The 19,090-nt window shown below is 53.4% G+C and carries 17 protein-coding genes and 3 pseudogenes; 12 read left to right on the forward strand and 8 right to left on the reverse strand.

The window, feature by feature from the left end:
* Positions 1-70: 70 nt before the first annotated feature.
* Genes NSQ51_RS04505 through NSQ51_RS04520 form a run of 4 tightly spaced genes read left to right on the forward strand, consistent with a single transcriptional unit; the run spans position 71 to position 3,689 of the window.
* Positions 71-1,231, forward strand: coding sequence for a M20 peptidase aminoacylase family protein (locus NSQ51_RS04505; protein ID WP_033015763.1), 1,161 nt, complete (start codon positions 71-73; stop codon positions 1,229-1,231).
* Positions 1,206-2,045: a GNAT family N-acetyltransferase gene (locus tag NSQ51_RS04510; RefSeq protein ID WP_033015765.1), complete on the forward strand. Its 840-nt coding sequence runs from the start codon at positions 1,206-1,208 to the stop codon at positions 2,043-2,045. Before NSQ51_RS04505 ends, NSQ51_RS04510 begins: the two co-directional genes overlap by 26 nt.
* On the forward strand, positions 2,042-3,169 hold the full coding sequence (gene menC / locus NSQ51_RS04515) for an o-succinylbenzoate synthase (RefSeq protein WP_033015768.1): 1,128 nt from the start codon (positions 2,042-2,044) through the stop codon (positions 3,167-3,169). Before NSQ51_RS04510 ends, menC begins: the two co-directional genes overlap by 4 nt.
* A 25-nt stretch (positions 3,170-3,194) precedes the next feature.
* Complete coding sequence (locus tag NSQ51_RS04520; protein ID WP_015374232.1) at positions 3,195-3,689, forward strand: GNAT family N-acetyltransferase; 495 nt, start codon at positions 3,195-3,197, stop codon at positions 3,687-3,689.
* Between the two features lie 59 nt (positions 3,690-3,748).
* Here the strand turns inward: NSQ51_RS04520 and NSQ51_RS04525 are convergent.
* Both NSQ51_RS04525 and NSQ51_RS04530 read right to left on the reverse strand, forming a co-directional pair.
* Positions 3,749-4,493: pseudogene (locus tag NSQ51_RS04525) on the reverse strand (hypothetical protein); the annotation flags it as partial.
* Positions 4,480-4,684, reverse strand: a pseudogene (locus NSQ51_RS04530) (DUF485 domain-containing protein); the annotation flags it as partial. The pseudogenes NSQ51_RS04525 and NSQ51_RS04530, both read right to left, overlap by 14 nt.
* Before the next feature lie 320 nt (positions 4,685-5,004).
* Between NSQ51_RS04530 and NSQ51_RS04535 the strand changes: the two are divergent.
* On the forward strand, positions 5,005-6,420 hold the full coding sequence (locus tag NSQ51_RS04535) for an amino acid permease (protein WP_049625387.1): 1,416 nt from the start codon (positions 5,005-5,007) through the stop codon (positions 6,418-6,420).
* Between the two features lie 332 nt (positions 6,421-6,752).
* On the opposite strand, the gene NSQ51_RS04540 is transcribed toward NSQ51_RS04535, so the two are convergent.
* The gene (locus NSQ51_RS04540; RefSeq protein ID WP_025948410.1) at positions 6,753-6,953 is read right to left on the reverse strand and encodes an alpha/beta-type small acid-soluble spore protein; all 201 of its coding nucleotides are present in this window, start codon (positions 6,951-6,953) and stop codon (positions 6,753-6,755) included.
* A 229-nt stretch (positions 6,954-7,182) separates the two neighbouring features.
* Between NSQ51_RS04540 and NSQ51_RS04545 the strand changes: the two genes are divergently transcribed.
* The 5 genes and pseudogenes from NSQ51_RS04545 (at position 7,183) to NSQ51_RS04565 (ending at position 9,474) form a co-directional block, all read left to right on the forward strand.
* Positions 7,183-8,427 carry an MFS transporter gene (locus NSQ51_RS04545; RefSeq protein ID WP_049625736.1) on the forward strand — a complete coding sequence of 415 codons (1,245 nt, stop codon included), beginning with the start codon at positions 7,183-7,185 and terminating at the stop codon, positions 8,425-8,427.
* Positions 8,428-8,515: 88 nt separating this feature from the next.
* A pseudogene (locus NSQ51_RS04550) lies at positions 8,516-8,764 on the forward strand (hypothetical protein); the annotation flags it as partial.
* A 248-nt stretch (positions 8,765-9,012) separates the two neighbouring features.
* A complete protein-coding gene (locus NSQ51_RS04555) occupies positions 9,013-9,168 on the forward strand; it encodes a hypothetical protein (RefSeq protein WP_162839643.1) in 156 nt (51 codons plus the stop codon).
* Positions 9,165-9,332, forward strand: a complete 168-nt coding sequence (locus NSQ51_RS04560) for a hypothetical protein (RefSeq protein WP_011230441.1) — start codon at positions 9,165-9,167, stop codon at positions 9,330-9,332. Before NSQ51_RS04555 ends, NSQ51_RS04560 begins: the two co-directional genes overlap by 4 nt.
* Positions 9,325-9,474 (forward strand): hypothetical protein, encoded by a 150-nt coding sequence (locus NSQ51_RS04565; RefSeq protein ID WP_162839644.1) that lies wholly within the window; start codon positions 9,325-9,327, stop codon positions 9,472-9,474. Before NSQ51_RS04560 ends, NSQ51_RS04565 begins: the two co-directional genes overlap by 8 nt.
* A gap of 56 nt (positions 9,475-9,530) precedes the next feature.
* Here the strand turns inward: NSQ51_RS04565 and NSQ51_RS04570 are convergent, their stop codons facing one another.
* Positions 9,531-11,300, reverse strand: a complete 1,770-nt coding sequence (locus tag NSQ51_RS04570) for a B12-binding domain-containing radical SAM protein (protein WP_049624197.1) — start codon at positions 11,298-11,300, stop codon at positions 9,531-9,533.
* A 221-nt stretch (positions 11,301-11,521) separates the two neighbouring features.
* On the opposite strand from NSQ51_RS04570, the gene NSQ51_RS04575 reads away from it, so the two are divergent.
* Positions 11,522-13,738, forward strand: coding sequence for a PAS domain-containing sensor histidine kinase (locus NSQ51_RS04575; RefSeq protein ID WP_049624196.1), 2,217 nt, complete (start codon positions 11,522-11,524; stop codon positions 13,736-13,738).
* On the forward strand, positions 13,728-14,231 hold the full coding sequence (locus NSQ51_RS04580; protein ID WP_033015805.1) for a methylated-DNA--[protein]-cysteine S-methyltransferase: 504 nt from the start codon (positions 13,728-13,730) through the stop codon (positions 14,229-14,231). Before NSQ51_RS04575 ends, NSQ51_RS04580 begins: the two co-directional genes overlap by 11 nt.
* A gap of 74 nt (positions 14,232-14,305) precedes the next feature.
* Here NSQ51_RS04580 and NSQ51_RS04585 read toward each other — a convergent pair whose 3' ends face one another.
* Genes NSQ51_RS04585 through mtnA form a run of 4 tightly spaced genes read right to left on the reverse strand, consistent with a single transcriptional unit; the run spans position 14,306 to position 19,025 of the window.
* Entirely contained in the window at positions 14,306-15,319 is a 1,014-nt protein-coding gene (locus tag NSQ51_RS04585) for an ABC transporter permease (RefSeq protein WP_033015807.1), read from the reverse strand.
* Positions 15,261-16,811 carry a sugar ABC transporter ATP-binding protein gene (locus NSQ51_RS04590; RefSeq protein WP_033015808.1) on the reverse strand — a complete coding sequence of 517 codons (1,551 nt, stop codon included), beginning with the start codon at positions 16,809-16,811 and terminating at the stop codon, positions 15,261-15,263. The genes NSQ51_RS04585 and NSQ51_RS04590 overlap by 59 nt, the downstream gene beginning before the upstream one ends.
* Positions 16,808-17,971 carry a sugar ABC transporter substrate-binding protein gene (locus NSQ51_RS04595; protein WP_033015810.1) on the reverse strand — a complete coding sequence of 388 codons (1,164 nt, stop codon included), beginning with the start codon at positions 17,969-17,971 and terminating at the stop codon, positions 16,808-16,810. Before NSQ51_RS04595 ends, NSQ51_RS04590 begins: the two co-directional genes overlap by 4 nt.
* A complete protein-coding gene (mtnA, locus tag NSQ51_RS04600; RefSeq protein ID WP_033015812.1) occupies positions 17,958-19,025 on the reverse strand; it encodes an S-methyl-5-thioribose-1-phosphate isomerase in 1,068 nt (355 codons plus the stop codon). The genes NSQ51_RS04595 and mtnA overlap by 14 nt, the downstream gene beginning before the upstream one ends.
* Between the last annotated feature and the right edge of the window lie 65 nt (positions 19,026-19,090).

The raw sequence follows: 19,090 nt of genomic DNA on the forward strand, positions 1-19,090 counted from the left end.
TTTGTCTGAATATTATAATGAATATAACGATGTTTTTTCTATTGATTTTGAAACAGCGGGGGAGAGCGGAATGAAAGACATTATCGAGCAGATGAAAGCGGAGCTATGGGAGGTTTTCGATCACCTTCACCGCCATCCAGAAATCAGCTGGGAAGAGTGGCAAACGACTGAATTTCTCCGCCGAGAGTTGGAGCGCGAAGGATATCGGGTGCGGACGTTTGCCGATTGCCCGGGTGTGGTGGCGGAAATCGGCGCCGGGCCGTTTACGGTTGGGGTGCGCAGCGATATGGATGCGCTTTGGCAAGAAGTGAACGGCGTTTGGCAGCCGAACCATGCGTGCGGGCATGATGCCCACATGACGATCGTGCTCGGGGTGGCGAAGCTGCTTCGCCGCATCGGCTATGAGCCGCCGGGGACGCTCCGGTTTTTGTTCCAGCCGGCCGAGGAGAAAGGAACAGGGGCGTTAAAGCTGATCGAAAAAGGAGCGGTCGACGGCGTGTCGTTTTTATACGGCGTTCACCTGCGGCCGATTCAAGAAGTGAAAGGCGGATATGCGGCGCCGGCGATTATCCATGGGGCGGCGCAATGCATCGAAGGGCGGATCCGCGGTGTGGCGGCGCACGCGGCGCGGCCGCATTTAGGCGTCAATGTCATTGAAGTCGGCAGCGCCATTGTGCAAGAGCTCGGCAAAATTCATATTGATCCGCAAGTGCCGGCGTCGATCAAAATGACGAAGTTTCACGCCGGTGAAAAAGATGCGAACACGATCCCGGGCTACGCGGAATTCGCCCTTGATTTGCGGGCGCAAACGAACGAGGCGATGGAGCGGCTCGTTGAAGGGCTACGTCATGTGATCAACGGGGTCGCTGCCATTTATGGGGCGGAGATTGAACTAGTGGAACGGACGCGCATCGTCGCCGCTCATCCTGATCCAGATGCGGTGCGGCTGATGGAGGAGGCGATTATCGCGGCCTTGGGGACGGAAAAATGCGTTCCGCCGGTTGTGACATCGGGAGGAGAGGATTTCCATTTTTATTCCTTTCAAAAACCGGAGCTGAAGACAACGATGCTCGGGTTAGGCTGTGACTTGCGTCCGGGGCTCCATCACCCGAACATGACGTTCCGGCGCGATGATTTGCTTTCCGGTGTGGAAATTTTGGCGCGAACGGTCATCAATACGTTTGCGCTGCAGGGGGAGAACGAGCGTGTCTCTGTCACTGCAAATCCTTGAGACGATCGAACAGTTGAAAGAGATGGCCAAGCTTGAGGAGGAGATTTGGAAAACAGCGCCGGTTCCGCTCCATCAAACGTTGACGGCGGCAAAAAACGGCGGCATTGTGATCGGCGCGTATATGGACGGGAAACTCGTCGGCTTTGTGTATAGCTTCCCTGGGTTTCGAAACGGGGAAGTGTATCTTTGTTCCCATATGATGGGGATTGATGCTTCCTTTCGCGACCGAGGAATCGGCTACCGTCTGAAAAGGAAGCAGGCGGAAGAAGCGCGGCGGCGCGGCTACCGAGTCATCCGCTGGACGTATGATCCGCTGCAAAGTCGCAACGGCTATTTGAACTTGGCGAAGCTTGGGGCTGTTGGCGTCGAGTATGTGGAAAACTGCTACGGCGAAATGAATGACGCGTTGAACGGTCAACTGCCGTCTGACCGCTTCATCGTCGAATGGCGGCTTGATGAGCGTCCGACCGGGGAGCGGAGCTTGGCTAAAGCTGATCTTCTCAAGGCCAGAAGTCTGACGGTGCTCGAGGCAGGGCAAAGGGCTGACGGCCTATTGCAGCCGGTGCCGAGAGACATCGATGAAACAGCGGCGCCGTTGTTGTTGACAGCCATCCCGCTTGACTTTCCGCAGCTGAAAGAGCGGGATTTCGCGCTGGCGCTTGAGTGGCGGCTGGCGACGCGCGCCTTGTTTCAGCGGCTGCTTGTGGAAGGATGGATTGCCGCCGGCGCTTGGCGCTGCCTGGAGGAAGGGGTGCTTTATTACATATGGAAGCGGCGGAGTGAACGATGGCAGCAGAAAGGGGAAGAAGAATGACGATCAACATCGAGTACGTCATATTGCGCCATTTACAAATGGAGTTGAAGGCGCCGTTTACGACGAGCTTCGGCACGTTTCAAAGGAAAGAGTTGATTTTAGTGGAAGTTGTCGATCGCGACGGCGTTTCCGGCTGGGGCGAATCGGTCGCATTTTCCGCCCCGTGGTACAGCGAGGAAACGGTGAAAACGAACTGGCATATGCTCGAAGATTTCCTTGTGCCGCTTGCGTTGGCTGAGCCGATTCACCACCCGGAGGAGCTGTCAAAGCGCTTTTCTGCCATCCGCCAAAACAACATGGCGAAAGCGGCGCTTGAGGGGGCGGTATGGGATTTGTACGCCAAGCGGCTCGGCGTTCCGCTTTCTCAAGCTCTCGGAGGAGCGAAAAAGGACATTGAAGTCGGCGTCAGCATCGGCATCCAGCCGACGGTTGCCGATCTGCTTCAGGTGATTGAGCGGTATGTGGCGCAAGGGTACCGGCGGATCAAGGTGAAAATCAAGCCAAGCTGGGATGTGGACGTCATTCGTGAGGTGCGGCGCGTGTTTCCTGACGTGCCGCTTATGGCCGATGCCAATTCGGCGTATACGCTTGTCGATGCGGATCGGCTGAAAGCGCTCGATGAATTCGGGTTGCTGATGATCGAGCAGCCGCTCGCCGCTGACGATCTTGTCGATCACGCTCGGCTGCAGCCGCTTCTTCAGACGCCGATTTGCCTTGATGAAAGCATTCGTTCCTATGACGATGCGCGCAAGGCGCTTGACCTTGGCAGCTGTCGCATCATCAACATCAAAATCGGGCGCGTTGGCGGGCTTGGCGAGGCGAAGCGCATCCACGATCTTTGCGCTGAGCGCGGTGCGCCGGTCTGGTGCGGGGGGATGCTGGAAGCAGGCGTCGGGCGCGCCCACAACATCGCGATCACGACGTTGGAAAACTTCACCCTTCCCGGCGACACCGCCGCGTCGTCGCATTATTGGGAGCGGGATATCATCACGCCGGAAGTTGAGGTGCACGGCGGCTTGATCCGCGTGCCGGACGCTCCCGGCATCGGCTATGACGTCGACCGCCGCCAAGTGGAGCGGTATACGCAGTTTGCGAAGGTGTTTCACCGTACGGCGACGGCATAAAGGATGATAAAGGGAGAAAGAAAAAATGATGATTAGACCGATTGAAGTTCGCGATGCGGAACATTTCTTGGAGTTGTGCAAAAAAATTGATGAATCTGGTTTTATGTTATTTGAGCCTGGCGAACGGCAAACAACGGTTGAGCAACAAAGTAAATCGATTGAAAGAATGTTGTCTGAGCCGAATAAAATGATCTTTGTTGCTGAAACGGAAAACAAGCTTGTCGGGTTCCTTGCTGTCATAGGAGGCGATGTAAAACGAAATCGACATTCTGCCAATGTTGTTTTGGGAGTTCTTGAAGACTATCAAGGACAGGGCATTGCCACGAAACTATTCAACAAAGCGTTTGAGTGGGCAAAGGAAGTTGGAATTTTGAGATTAGGACTTACGGTCATGAAAGGGAACGATAAGGCGTTCAACTTATATAGGAAGATGGGGTTCGTATTAGAAGGCGAGAGAGTTCAATCGTTAAGAGTGAATGGGGAATTTGTAAATGAATATTACCTATACAAACTGTTATAATGCTAATTGGGGCTGGCCCAAACGCAAGCACGTTTTGGGCCAGCCCCTTCTTTGCTGTGTTACACGCGTCCTATCCCAGTATTTGCTTTGACGACAATTTCCGTATATTTCTTTTCATCCGATTTTTTCGACGAGACGAGCGTGCCAACGATCGCACCGATAAAGCCGAGCGGAATCGAGATGATGCCCGGGTTGGCGGCGACGATTTTGTCATAGCCGACAAACGCGGCGGCGCCAAAGCCTAAAAAGATCGTCATGACGTAGAAAAGCCCAATGATCCATGTTGCATAAACGACCGATTTGCGCGCAGTCGGGGCGTCTTTGACCGTAAAGAAGCGGATTAAAATGTGCGGCAGCCCGGCCGTCCCCAACGCGAGCGCCAAGTTGAGTGAAATCGTATCGAGCGGGTCTTTAAACTTGTTGCCCGGGTTTAAAAACGCTTCGCCAAGCGGTGTCGCGGTTTTGACTTCATGGAACATTTTGGCGATGCTGAAATCGAATTTAGCAAAGACGATGATGGAAATGATAAACGTACCGACCATCAGCAAGACGGCTTTGACGATTTGCACCCAGCTCGTTGCCGTCATGCCGCCGAAGACGACGTACACCGTCATCAAAACGCCGACAATCAAGACGGAATAAATGTAGTCTAGACCCAACAGAAGCTTGATGAGGCCGCCGGCGCCGACAAGCTGGGCGATCATATAGAAAATCGAGATGGCGATCGTATTTAACGCCGCGCACTTTCTTATCATCAAAACGGGCGGCGATCATATCGGCCATCGTGTATGCTGACCGGCCCAATCGCTGGTGCATTGAGCGCTTTCGAATACGACGTCAACACCGGAAGGGCGAAGTAAAAGACGAAGAAAAAGACGGTGGCTGGGATGATAAACTGCTTCTTCGCCTGAATGAGTCCGCGGAACGAAGCGGATTGGGCAATGGTTTCATAGTTCGCTCCCTTGATTGACCCATGATTCCTTTTTCACTGCCATCGTGATCCCTCCTTGTTTGTATTAAAGCGTTTTCAAAATGAGTAATGGAATGTTCTTCCGCAAGCGGCGGATGTGAATCCCCCTTTCTTGACACAAATTTGTCACACATTCATTATACATTTATCTGAAAAATTTTTAAATTTATTTTTTTGTTATTTTTAAAAATTATTTTTTTGCTTTGCCGCACAAAACGGAAAAAGTTTTTTGTTGTTTTTCTTATTTTCGCACTTTACAAAAAAACAAGGATCATGTAGAATGACAACTGTATTCGACAATAAAATTCAACAATTTTCTACAAAAAACGACAAGGGGAGACATCTATGAATTTGTTTCGTAAAAAACCGATTCAGTTGCTTATGAAAGAATCGGGGGCAAAAGGAGCTTCGCTACGAAAAGAGTTAGGCGCATTTGATTTGACGATGCTCGGCATCGGCGCCATTATCGGGACAGGCATTTTCGTCCTGACTGGGGTGGCGGCGGCGGAACATGCTGGTCCGGCTCTCGTTCTTTCGTTCGTTTTGTCTGGGTTGGCGTGCGTGTTTGCGGCGCTTTGCTACGCCGAGTTCGCCTCGACGGTGCCAGTGGCGGGGAGTGCTTACACTTACAGCTATGCCACGTTTGGTGAGCTCATCGCTTGGATTTTAGGCTGGGATTTGATTTTGGAATATGGGGTTGCTTCGTCGGCGGTTGCCGTCGGTTGGTCCGGTTATTTCCAAGGGTTGCTTGCCGGTTTTGGCATCGAACTCCCGAAAGCATTGACGAGCGCATATGATCCGGAGAAAGGGACGTTCATCGATTTGCCAGCGATTTTAATTATTCTGTTCATTACGTTTTTATTGAATTTAGGGGCGAAAAAATCGGCCCGTTTCAATACGATTGTCGTTTTTATTAAAGTGGCTGTCATCTTGCTTTTCTTGGCGGTCGGTGTTTGGTATGTCAAACCGGAAAACTGGACGCCGTTTATGCCGTATGGCTTCTCTGGGGTGGCAGCCGGCGCGGCGACGGTGTTTTTCGCTTACATCGGCTTTGATGCGGTGTCGACGGCGGCAGAAGAAGTGCGCAATCCGCAGCGCGATATGCCGATTGGCATCATCGTCTCGTTGCTTGTGTGCACATTGTTGTATATTGTGGTTTCGCTCGTATTGACAGGCATCGTTCCGTACGAGCAGCTCAACGTGAAAAACCCAGTGGCGTTTGCGTTAAACTATATCCACCAAGACTGGGTGGCAGGCTTTATTTCGCTCGGGGCGATCGCCGGCATTACGACCGTGCTCCTTGTGATGATGTATGGGCAGACGCGTCTCTTCTACGCCATCAGCCGCGACGGTTTGTTGCCGAAAGTGTTTGCCCGCATCAGCCCGACGCGCCAAGTGCCGTATGTCAATACGTGGCTGACGGGAGCGGCTGTAGCGGTATTTGCCGGCATCATTCCGCTCAATAAATTGGCGGAACTGACGAACATCGGCACGCTCTTTGCCTTTATCACCGTCTCGATCGGCGTGTTGGTGCTGCGTAAAACACAGCCGGACTTAAAGCGGGCATTCCGCGTTCCGTTTGTCCCAGTCATCCCGATTTTGGCCGTGTTGTTCTGCGGCTACCTCGTTCTTCAGCTTCCGGCGATGACATGGATCGGTTTTGTCTCGTGGCTGCTGATCGGTTTAGTGATTTACTTTATCTACGGCCGCAAGCATAGTGAGCTGAATAAAATGGCACGGACGGAAGAAAATGCCGGATGAACGGCCAAACAATGAAAAAGGGGTTGACCCAAATGGGGAAACAGCCCCTTTTTCCATTATGTCAAATTTTTCGGCAACACCGCGTTTCACTCTTTTTTCATGCGGAAAAACCCCGATTCAAATAAAGAAAGTTCCCCTTCAGGCAGGGAAATTCCCCCTAAAAAAGGGAGTCATGGAAGCGCCCGTCCATCGCGGTTGGGGGGCATTATGCAACCAAAAAGACAGCAGATGACGACCGCAACAACAAGAAAGATCGCCGCCAAGCCGACGTCCACCGCCATTTGAAAGCGATGGATGCCAAAATGAAAAAAGCCGAGTGATTCCGCTCGGCTTTATTCCGTTTTTCGGCCTGCCAATTCGCTTTGTGCTTGAGCAATGAGCCGTTTCGTCATTTCTCCGCCGACGGAGCCGTTGGCGCGCGAAACCGTGCCAGCCCCGAGCTGTACGCCAAACTCTTGGGCGATTTCGTACTTAATTTGTTCCAACGCTTGTTCGATGCCTGGAACAAGCAGTTTGTTGCTTGAACGAGCCATATGAAATTCCTCCTTGATGGTTTTTTGATGAGGTATGATTAGTATGGACGATCGAACAAAGAGATATGGTTGGGAATTACAGGATTAATTTTCCATTAAAAACATCCATGAGTAAGCTTTTACTCGCCACCCAAGCATGAAAATAACCGCTCATGGATTCATTATTTTCACAGAAAAACGCACATCATATAAGTGGAAATATCGACTTCATAAGAAAGGGACCGAAGCGATGGAATGGACGGTGCAACTGTCAAAAGCGGCAGGGAGGAAGGCTGGTCGGGGGCGGGCGGTCGCTGCGCTTGCCTCGATTCCGCTTGTCATGACGCTGGGCAATTCGATGCTCATCCCGGTGCTGCCGGCGATGGAACGGCATCTCGACATCACGCCGCTGCAGTCGAGCCTGCTGATCACGATGTATTCCGTTGTGGCGATTTTGTTCATTCCGCTGGCCGGATATATAAGCGACCGCATCGGGAGAAAAATGGTCATCGTTCCAAGCCTGTTGCTGGCGGCGGTGGGAGGGGGGCTGGCGGGATGGGCTGCTTGGCGGGTGAGCGACCCGTACGGCTGGATGATCGCCGGGCGCATGTTGCAAGGGCTGGGGGCGGCCGGGGCGTTTCCGATCGTTTTGCCGCTTGTCGGGGATTTGTTTCCGGATGAGGAGGAGGCAAGCCGCTGTTTAGGGACGGTTGAAACGGCGAACACGTTCGGCAAAGTGCTAAGCCCGATTCTCGGGGCGATGCTGGCTGGCATCATTTGGTTTTTTCCGTTTTTTTCGTTCCCTGTCTTTTGCCTGCTATCGGCAGCAATGATGGTTTGGTTCATCCAGGTGCCGGCGCGTCGGGAGCGGCCGTTGCCGTTTCGGGATTTTATTGCGGTGGTGGCGGAGATTTTCCGCCGCGAAGGGCGTTGGCTGATCGGGGTGTTTGTCATCGGCGGTTTGTTGATGCTTGTGTTGTTTGCGTTTTTATTTTTCCTTTCAAGCCGTCTTGAAGATGTGTATGGCATTGATGGAATGAGGAAAGGATGGGTGCTCGCCATCCCGCTCGGGGCGCTCTGCCTTGCTTCATTTGCGGCCGGGAAAGCGATTGGCGACCGGAAACAGCGGATGAAATGGGGCGCTGCGGCCGGCTCCGTTCTATTGGCGGCTGCGTTGGCCCTCGTTCCCCTTCATTCATCCCTTTCCGTTTGGCTGGCGTTGTTCTCGGTAGCCGGCATCGGCATCGGCGCTGCGCTGCCGTGTTTAGATGCGCTTATCACGGAAGGAATTGAGAAAAGCGAGCGCGGGACGGTGACATCGTTTTACAGTTCGCTTCGTTTTATCGGCGTGGCTGCCGGACCGCCGTTGGCAGCCTGGCTGATGAAAGGCGGCGCCGGTCCGCTTTTGTTCTTGCTCAGCGGGCTGGCGTTGCTTGGCGGAGCTCTTGTCGTTTGGCTGATCCGTCCGGAAGGAGAGAAAGGAGGAAGAGGATGAGAGCCGTCACATACCAAGGCATAACTTTGGCTATTCTGAAACGTTTGGCGGCTACCCGGGCGGGCAAGCTGAATATTTGCGCGTGCTTTCGCGCAACATTACGCTGAAAATGGGGCAGGCGCCGGTCATTCATTACATTCCGACGCTGTACGAATGGATCGTCGAAGGAAAATTCGACCCGACTGATATCATCACGAACCGTCTTCCTCTTGACGAGGCGCAATATGCATACGAGATTTTCGATGAAAAAAAGACGGCTTCAGTGAACTACCCACCACCTACGCTTCGCTTAGAGGTGGGGGCTTCAAGCGACTTGTGTGTGTTCGCTGAACGGTAAGCCACACACAAGAACCCTTTACGCTTCCCTTCGTTCCGAAGGTGTCCGTTCTAGCCATATTCTATCATATTCGTTGGCTAACGCCAACCGAAATTCATCTCCCACTTTCACTGATGCTGGCGCACCTTCACGTTTAGAAGTAGGAGACTTCTTTCGGAGGGAAGTTAAAGTGGTACTCAAACCATAGCGGCGCATAAAGTTGGCGCAGCGGAGACACGATAAGAAAAAATGCGGGAAGGAGGATCGATGTGACTGACATTGCATTCCCGGTTGCCCGCCTGCAAGAGGGGACGCTTCGCCAGCTCCAGCAACTCGAACAGCGGCTGCGTGAAGAAACAGGAGAAGAAATTGTGCTTGTCGCTTATGAGCGGAAAACGGTTGATGAGGAGGAGACGAAACGATGATGAAGCGAAAAGTGAAATTTGACGCAGCGAAAAACAACAATAAAACGCCAACGGAAAGCTTGCCGGATACCGAATTTGCGGCACAATATGCCGGCGAGGAGGACATGATCCGCGGCGCGAACCGCAATTCGAAAAAAGGGCGGCAAGGAGGCGGGGATGGGTAAAGAGCATAAGAAGCGGCCCGCTCGAACGAATGAAGAAACGGCGTTTGAATGGGGCGATTTCGCTGCCCACGAGCCGCTTTGGATCATGGAGGAACAAAAACGGGCGAAAGAAAATGAAAAGGAACGAAAAAAGCAGGGATAACGCTCCCTGCTTTTTCACGTGGTGCACAAAAAAGCCGTGCCTCCGGCGTTTGGCCGTTAGGCGGATGCCGAAGCGGACAAGGCGGACAGCGGCGCGGAAAACAGCGTTGCGCCGGTTCCGGACGGATCAAAATAGGCGACGATGACGGTTGGCGCAAACGAGAGCTGCTTCGCGGCGATATAGCGGCCGACATCAACCGGCACGATTTCCACGACCGTATGTTTAAACAGCTCCTTTTCCCCGATCCCGAGGGCGGCAAAGTCCTCCCCAAGCACCTCGGGGCGCTCAAGCAGCGCACGGTAGACGGCCGTGCGCGCCGTTTTGTCCGTTTTCTCATTCCACCACGGCTTGCGTGGTTTGTATTTTTGGTTGCGCAAATAGTCGTATTTCATAAGCGACTCGGCGACCGGCAGCGCGTCCGGGACGGCTGTGCGCAAAAATTCATGCAGGCGGCGGAACAAGTCTTCCAGTTGGTGGCCGATGCGCGCCCAGCCGCGCTCATCCCAATACGTGCCAAACTGCTGGAAAAAGTCAAACGGCGACGGGAACACATCGGTCACCAAGTACTCGATCGTTTCGTCCATTCGATGGGCGTTCCAATATTTTTCAAGCACGTCTTCCACTTGCTTGATGCGGATGACGTCATCAAACGACAAGACGTTGTTGGAGAGCACTTCATACGGCGCATGATCCATATAGACGTAGCCGTATTCATGGGCGCGCAGGCGCAACCCAGTGCCGCGCAGCAGCTTCAAAAACCCAAGCTGCAATTCTTCCGGGCGGAGGGCGAATACGTCGTTAAACGTCTTTCGGAACGAGTTGTAGTCTTCTTCGGGAAGACCGGCGATCAAATCCAAATGTTGGGCGATTTTCCCGCCCTCTTTAATCATCGTTACCGTTCGCGAAAGTTTGGCGAAGTTTTGTTTGCGCATAATGAGCCGATTCACTTCGTCGTTCGTCGACTGGACGCCGATTTCAAAGCGGAACAGGCCGGGCGGCGCTTCGCGGTTTAAAAACTCGATCACCTCGGGACGCATGATGTCGGCGGTAATTTCAAATTGAAATACTGTTCCGGGCACATGTTCATCAATTAAAAAGCGAAACATGTCCATCGCATAGCTGCGGCTGATGTTGAACGTCCGGTCGACGAACTTGATCGTCCGCGCCCCGTGCCGCATTAAGTAGCGCAAGTCGTCTTTGATTTTTTCGCGGTCAAAGTAGCGGACGCCGACTTCGATCGAGGACAGGCAAAATTGGCAGCTGAACGGGCAGCCGCGGCTCGTTTCAACATACACGACCCGGTTCGGAAGATGGGGAATGTCTTCCAGAAAGCGAAACGGCGACGGCATGTCGGCAAGGCGAATTTTGTTTCGCTGTGGGTTGATGACAATGCGGCCCCCGTCGCGAAACGCGAGCCCGGCGACATCACGGACGTCTCCATGGCCGTCTAAAGCGAAAAGCAGCTGTTTAAACGTTTCCTCTCCTTCGCTGACGACGATAAAGTCAAACTCCGGCACCCGCTCCATCCATTCACGCACATCGTACGACACTTCCGGTCCACCGGCGACGATGACCATATTCGGCGCTGCTTTTTTCAACAGCTTGACGACTTTGATCGTTTCTTCAATGTTCCAAATGTAGCAGCTGAAGCCGATGACATCCGGACGGCGTTGGTACAAATCAGTCACAATGTTCAGCACCGGGTCTTTGATCGTATACTCAACAAGCTTGACGTCAAATTCGGGCTGAGCGTACGCTTTTAAATAGCGGATGGCGAGGTTCATATGAATGTATTTGGCGTTCAATGTCGTGCAGACAATATTCATAGAAGCAAAACCCCTTTGATTAGCGTACTAACCTCTCATTATAACGCAGTTTAACCAAACGAAAAAGAAGAGAAACTTGTCGAACGGTGAAAAAAGAATTCGCAAAATCTTCATGAGCGAAGGGAGGAGTAAATTTTTCTACATCGAATATACATTTCGTTGAACGGTTTGAATAGACAAGGAGCCTTGATACATCAACATTTCTAGAGGGAGAGATGGATATGGCCCAAAACCTTTCTCCTCGGGAAGAACAAAATGCGACGCCGGATGTGCGGCTGCTTGAAGAGGAAAATCGTCGCCTAAAGGAGCGGCTCAACAGTTATTCCGTCATTTTCGAGCGATCGCTCGACGCCATTGTCATTTTAAATAAAAACGGCGAGTTTGTCGATGTGAACGAAGCGGCGTGCAAGCTGTTTGAGATGGATAAGTTTGACTTGATCGGCCGTTCACTTTTCTCGTTTTTGGAGCTCGTGCCGCTGGATATTTTGCTGTTTCAGCAGTCGATGCTGCAAAAGTTCGGCTCGTTCAGCGACGAGCTGCTCATTAAGCTGCCGGACGGCAAGGTGAAGCATATCGAATTTTCGATAAAAAAAGACGTGTTTCATGAATTTGACCTCGTGATGATGCGCAACGTTTCGGCTCATAAGGCGCTTGAGCGCGAACGAATCATTCATGAGTTTTTGTTTCGCGACGTATTCAACCGCGCCGTCGACGGCATCGTCATTTTCGATGAATTTGGGCGTTTTATCGATGTCAATCCGGCGTTTTCGATGAGCTTGAACTTGGAAAAAGGAAAACTGCTCAATTTGTCGTTTCAGCAGTTCGTCGCCTGCGAATGCGTCAATGAGTTCGCACAGCTGCTCGCGGAAGTGAAAGAAAAGGGAACGGCCAAAGGCGAGTTGTCGCTTGTCCGCCCGGACGGAACGGTGAAAATGTTTGAACTGACGGTGACGTCGAACGTCTACAGCGGCTTTTACATGGCCATTATGCGCGACGTGACCGATCGGAAAAATATGGAAATCAAACTACAAAAAAGCGAAGAGCGGTTTCGGGCCATTTTCGAGCAGGCGCATGAGGCGATTCTCATTTGGGATGATTTTGGCTACATATTGAACGCCAATCCGGCCGCGAGCCGAACGTTTGAGCTGCCTTTGAATTTGCTTGTGCGCCGCAATTTGCTCGATTTTGTGGAATATGGGGATGAAAAGGTGAAGCGGATTTTCAGCGAGTTCCGCCAAAAAGGGGAAATTCGCGATGAGCTGACGTTCCATATGCCAAACGGCGAACAGAAACAGCTTGAGTTTACGATGAAAAAAGGGGCGATTAACGGCTACCATTTGACAATTTTCCGCAACGTGAGCGAGCGGCGGAAAATCGAGCGCGAACTGCGGGAAAGCGAACAAAAATTCCGCAGTATTTTCGATCACTCGATGGACGGCATTTTGCTTTGGGATGAGCAGCATCGCATCATTGACGCCAATCCAATCGCCTGTGGCATTTTTTCTGCTGAAAAGGAGGCGCTTCTTGGCCGGAAAGTCGGCGAACTTCTTCCGGACCGGGCGCGCCGCCAGTTGAACAAGCTGATGGCTGAGTGTCAGCGCGCTGGCGAGGCGAGCGGCGAAGTCGAGTTTTCCGATGAGACAAAGGAGCGAATCATCGAGTTTTCGTTGAAAAAAGAAGTCATTTCCGGCGTTGGAATGATGACGTTTCGCGATATGACCGAGCGGAAGGAGATGGAGCTGCAGCTGCGCAAATCGGATACGCTCAATGTCGTCGGCGAGCTCGCTGCCGGCATCGCCCACGAAATCCGCAACCCGATGACGGCGTTAAAAGGGTTCATCCAGTTGCTGCAAGGAAGCATTGACGGCGATTATTCGATGTATTTTAATGTCATTATGTCGGAATTGGAGCGGATCGAATCGATCATCACCGAGTTTCTCGTTTTGGCCAAACCGCAGGCGGTGCAATACAAGCAAAACGACATTTGCAAAATCATGCAGGATACGATCGATTTGATCAGCGCCCAGGCGATAATGAATAACGTGCAAATCATTGCCGATTTCGACCGCGGGCTGCCGCCGGTGTATTGCGAGCTGAATCAGCTGAAGCAGGTGTTTATCAACATTTTGAAAAACGCCATTGAAGTGATGCCCAAAGGCGGGGACATCACGGTGCGGATCGCCCGCATGGGCAAAAATGTTCGCATTTCCATCACTGACCAAGGCGTCGGCATTCCGAAAGATAAAATCAAAAAACTCGGCGAGCCGTTTTATACGACGAAAGAGCGCGGCACCGGACTCGGCTTGATGGTCAGCTATAAGATCATTGAAGAACATCAAGGGAAAATTGACGTGGAAAGCGAAGTCGGGGTCGGCACGACGTTCCATATTACGTTGCCGATTGAGCGGACAGAGAGGGAAGACGACGATGGCGATTGAATATGCCGTATACCGGTCGGAGCTGCTTGGCGATCTATACATCGCTTCCGACGGCGAAGCGATCATGAAAGTTGAACTGTTTCCGGAAGAATGGCGCGCGTTTGCGGGCGGGCATCCGGTTGTCCAAAGCCGGTCGCCGTTGCTTGAACGCGCGCTTCGACAGTTGGATGAGTACTTTCACGGCCGCCGCCGGACGTTTGATTTGCCGCTGAAATGGAAAGGGACGCCCTTCCAAGAAGAAGTGTGGGCGGCGCTTTGCCGCATCCCATACGGCGAGACGGCGACATACGCTGACATCGCTGCGCAAATCGGCCGCCCGAAGGCGGTTCGCGCCGTCGGCCAGGCGAACCGGGCGAATGAGCTCGCCATCATCGTCCCGTGCCATCGCATTGTCGGCAAAAACGGCGCCCTCGTCGGCTACGCCGGAAGCCGGACCGATGTAAAAGCAAAGCTGCTGGAGCTGGAGCGGCGCTATCAATCGCGCTTCAGCTGATCGGCGGGTGTGTATGCCTCCCAAAATGACGCCCGCCCCCATGACGCGAATCCATGGGGGCAGGGAACGGGACATTATTTTTTTTGCCAATGCGACAAGGCGAGGGCGCCGACTAAAATGGCGCCTTTTATAATGTCTTGAGCGTAATACGGGACGTTTGCCATCGTCAAGCCGTTCAACAACACGCCCATCAAAATCGAACCGAACAGGGTGCCGATGACGTTCGGCTTGCCGGCGCCGAAGACAGAAAAGCCGATGTAGGCGGCGGCGACGCCGTCCATCAAAAACGAAGCGCCGGCCGACACTTGCCCGGTGCCGATGCGCGAGGCGAGCACGATGCCCCCCAAGGCGGCGAAAAAGCCGCTGATGACGTACGCATACGTCCGGTAACGGTTGACTGGGATGCCAGAGAGCCGTGCCGCTTCCCGGTTTTCACCCGTTAAATAAAAGAGACGGCCAGGTTTGGTGTATGTTAAAAACAAGTGGGCGGCCATGACGACAACGAGCATGAGCAAGACCGAAAACGGCACGCCAAACAGCTCCCCTTGGCCGATAAATAAAAAGGAAGGAATAAATTTGCCCGGCGCCGTGCCGCCATCAGGCAGCGGCATGTCGTTATAAATCGAAAATCCTTTTGTATACGTAAGCTGCACGCCGTTGATCGCGTACATCGTCGCCAACGTGGCGAGCAAATCGGGCAGTTTGAATTTGACGATCAACAACGAATTAAGCAACCCGACGGCGACGCCGAGCAACAGCGGCACGAGCAAGGTGACGAAAATTTCTTGGCGATGCAAGACAAGCGCCGCCGCACTGGCAATCGTCGCCAAGCTCACTGTCGAACCGACCGACAAATCGAGGCCGTCGACGATGAGCGAAAATGTAATGCCAATGGCCACCAAGGTGACGATGGAAATGGAACGCAAAATGTCGCTGAAGTTTTCATAGGTAAAAAACCGGTCTTGTGTCAGGCCAAAATAGGCGATTACAGCCAAAATGGCAAGCAGTGTGCCATGTTTATACAAAAATTCAAGAATGAACGGCGCCGCTTTTTTCGACGGCGCTGTGGAAACGGCTGGCTGGCTCATCGATCTCACCTCCGCTGCAATAGTACACAAGCTGTTCATAGGTTAGTTCTGCGGCCGGCAGGCGGGTGAGCAGCCGGCCGTCAGCCATGATGTAGATGGTGTCGCACACCTCAAGAAGCTCGTGAAATTCACTCGAAAAATATAGTACTGTTTTTCCTTCATCGGCGAGAGCACGGATGATGGAAAACACCTCTTGTTTGGCGTGGACATCGATTCCTTTCGTAGGCTCGTCGAATAGAAAAACACGCGCGTTTGTGTTCAGCCATTTGCCGATGACGACTTTCTGCTGGTTGCCGCCGCTTAAGTGGCGGACAGCGGTCGAAGGCAACGGCGGATGGATGCCGAGCGAGCGGACAAGTTCGTCGGCGGCGTCCGTTTCCTTCCTTCGGCTGATCCATTGCCAGCGCGACAGCCGGGAAAGGAGGCGGACGGTGATGTTGGTTTTCACTGACTCGGGCAAGAACAGCCCTTGTTTGCGCCGTTCTTCCGGGATGAGGCAAAGGCCGGCGTCGATGGCTTCATAAGGCGATGAGAACACATAGCGTCTGCCATCAATTTCCCACTCGCCGGATGTGTTCCGGTGGGCGATGAGGCTTTCGGCAAGCTCCGTCTTGCCGGCGCCGACCAAGCCGGCGATGCCGACGATTTCGCCGCGGTGGGCGTATAGGTCGACTGTTGTCCCGGTTTTGTCGATCAAAATTCCGCGGGCGGCAAACGCGATGTCGCTTCCATGCGCGCGCGTTTGTTTCATGGCGGCGGCTCGCCTTGTTCCGGTCATATGAAGGACGATGTCTTCAAGCGGCAAACCGCGGGCGGAACCATGGTAGACGACGCGGCCGTCGCGCAAAATCGTCAACCGGTCGGCGATTTCCTGCACTTCTTTCAGTTTATGAGAGATGTAAATAAAGCCGACGCCTTGCTGTTTCAGTTCCGTGATGATGGCAAACAGCCGCTTCGTTTCGGCTTCGCTCAAGGCGGCGGTCGGTTCGTCCAAAATGATGTAGCGCGCATTCGATGACAACACTTTGGCGAGCACGATCAGCTGTTTTTCATGGAGCGAGCAGTCGCGCACGAGCTTTGCCGGCGAAATGGCAAGGCCGACGCGGCGAAGCAGAGCAGCGGCCCGTTCTTTTTCCCGGCGCAGCGAGCGGATCGGCTGTTTCTTCACATCAGCGAGCTCATCAGCCGCCAAGTTTTCGTAAACGGGCAATCCTGGGAAAAGCGCCGTGTCGACCTCTTGGACGACGAAGCCGATGCCGGCTCGTTTCGCGTCAAGCGGCGACGAAAAGGTGCAGTTGACGCCATCGATCGTGATCGTGCCGGCGTCGGGAGGAATGGCGCCGGCCAAAATGTTCATGAGCGTGCTTTTGCCGGCGCCGTTCATGCCCAAAAGGGCGTGGACTTCGCCTGGACGGACGGAAAAGTCCACGCCGTCAAGCACGCGCACCGCGCCAAACGATTTTTCAATGCCTCGCATTGACAGCCTGTTCATTTTTTGTTCACCTGAGCTTCCAACGTTTTCATCCATGGCGAGATGGCGACGTTCGATTGCCCCCAGCCCGGGATGTATTGCGAAAGCTCGTTCATCGATACTTGCTTATCGGGCAAGTCGGTCCGTTTTACTAAATGCGGCTCGAGCGAGTAAATGTTCGGCGTTTTCTCGCCAGCGATTTTTTGATAGGCGAACCGCACCTGAACGCGGCCGACTTCCGCCGGATCCGTCGCTGTTGTCGCCACCCACGGACTGTTCGGTTTTTGGATCATTTGCAAGTCTTCGTCACTCAAATCGATGCTGTATACTTTGATTTCCGTACGCCCGGCTTGCTCGATGGCGCGCGTCGCTCCTTTGGCGAACTCGTCCCAAGTTGCGAAGACGGCGTCAATGTCGCCTTTGTTCGGATATTTTTTCAAAATGGCCTCCATTTGCGTTTGCGTGTCCAAAGCCGTGTTGGCGCTCGCCGTACCGAACTTGGCGACTTCTTTTATGTTCGGATAGCGTTTTTTGAACGCCTCATAAATGACGTGGCGCCGCTCCATTGGAGTAAAACCGCCGACCCAAATCGTGACGATGTTGCCCTCTCCATTTAAATCTTCGGCGAGTGTTTTTAACGTTTTCCAGGCGAGGCTGTAGTCGTCTTGGTCGATGACGGTGACGCCGGGAATGTTCAAATCGTTGTCAAAGGCGACGACCGGGATGCCTTTTTCAACCGCTTTTTTCACCGGGCCTTCGAGTGCATCAGCGCGGCCGTGATCAAGCAGAATGGCATCAACGTTTTGCGTGATGGCCGTTTCTACGTATGAGGCCATTTTCGTCAAGTCGTTGTCGGCGTTGTAAATTTGCACTTCGCCGCCGAACTTTTGCACTTGTTCTTTGACGCCGGCGATGTATTGCGACGAGAACGTGCCGATGGACATTTGCATAATGGCGGCGATCTTCACCGGTTTTTTCAGCTTCTCCGGGATGGCCGCCTGTTCGCTGCTCGATGCGGTTTGGCTGTTGGATGAGACGGTGTCGCCTTGGATGGCCGTTTGCTTCGTTTCGTTGGCCGGCTTAGAGCTCACGGCGTCTTGCTCGTTCGTGCAGCCGGCCAAGACGGAGAACACGGCAAAGAAAAGAAGAGAAAGGAACGATAAGGCCTTAAATCGTTTCATGCTGCTCCTCCTTTGCAAATAACGCTGGCAGTGCCGCGCTGTAGCTGCCGCGGACGATGCCTTTTTCGGTAATGATCGCGGTAATCAGTTCGTTTGGCGTCACGTCAAACGCCGGGTTATACACGTTGACGCCTTCCGGGGCGACGCGCACGCCGGCCAGATGGGTCACTTCATCCGGATGGCGCTCTTCAATCGGGATGTCTGCCCCTGTCTTTGTCGCCAAATCGATGGTGGACAACGGTGCGGCGACGTAAAACGGAATGCCAAACGATTTGGCGAGCAAGGCGAGGCCGAACGTGCCGATTTTGTTCGCCGTATCGCCGTTTTGTGCGATCCGGTCGGCTCCGACGATAATGGCGCGAATCCCTTTCGCTTTGATCGTTTGCGCCGCCATGTTGTCCGTAATAAGCGTGACGTCGACGCCTGCTTGCATCAGCTCCCAGGCGGTCAGACGCGCTCCTTGCAAAACGGGGCGCGTCTCAAGGGCGTACACGGATAACTCGATCCCTTTCTCTTTCGCCAAATAAAACGGGGCGAGCGCCGTGCCGTAGCGGGCGGTGGCGATCGAGCCGGCGTTGCAAATCGTCATCACCCGCTCGCCTGGGCGAAAAAGCGATAACGCATGTTCGCCGATGCGGCGGCAGACATCTTCGTCCTCGATTTGGATGCGTATTGCCTCGTGAATAAGCACCGTTTTCGCTTCGTTGACTGAGGCGGCGTCTTTGGCGGCGGCAGTGAGCCGGTCAAGCGCCCAAACCAAATTGACGGCCGTCGGGCGGGCGCTTGCCAAATAATCGCGGTCTTGCTTTAGGCGGCTATGGAACTCGTGGACCGTTTCCGCTTTATAATGCGAGGCGGCGAGCGCCAGACCATAAGCGGCGGTGATGCCGATCGCCGGCGCTCCGCGCACTTTCAGCGAGGCGATCGCATCGTACACGTCTTCAAGCGTATGCAGGTCGATATATTCTGTTGCCAATGGCAATTTTTGTTGGTTTAAAATCGTGATATGCGTCTCGCGCCACTCGACAGAGCGCGGGATGGCAAAGGTGTCCATCGTCGTCTTCCTTTCTTTTCACATTTTCCGTTGATCCGGGCCGGCACTGGGCCGGTCGTCGCCGT

Origin of the sequence: Geobacillus sp. FSL K6-0789 (assembly GCF_038593135.1) — a bacterium.
Lineage (GTDB): Bacteria > Bacillota > Bacilli > Bacillales > Anoxybacillaceae > Geobacillus > Geobacillus stearothermophilus.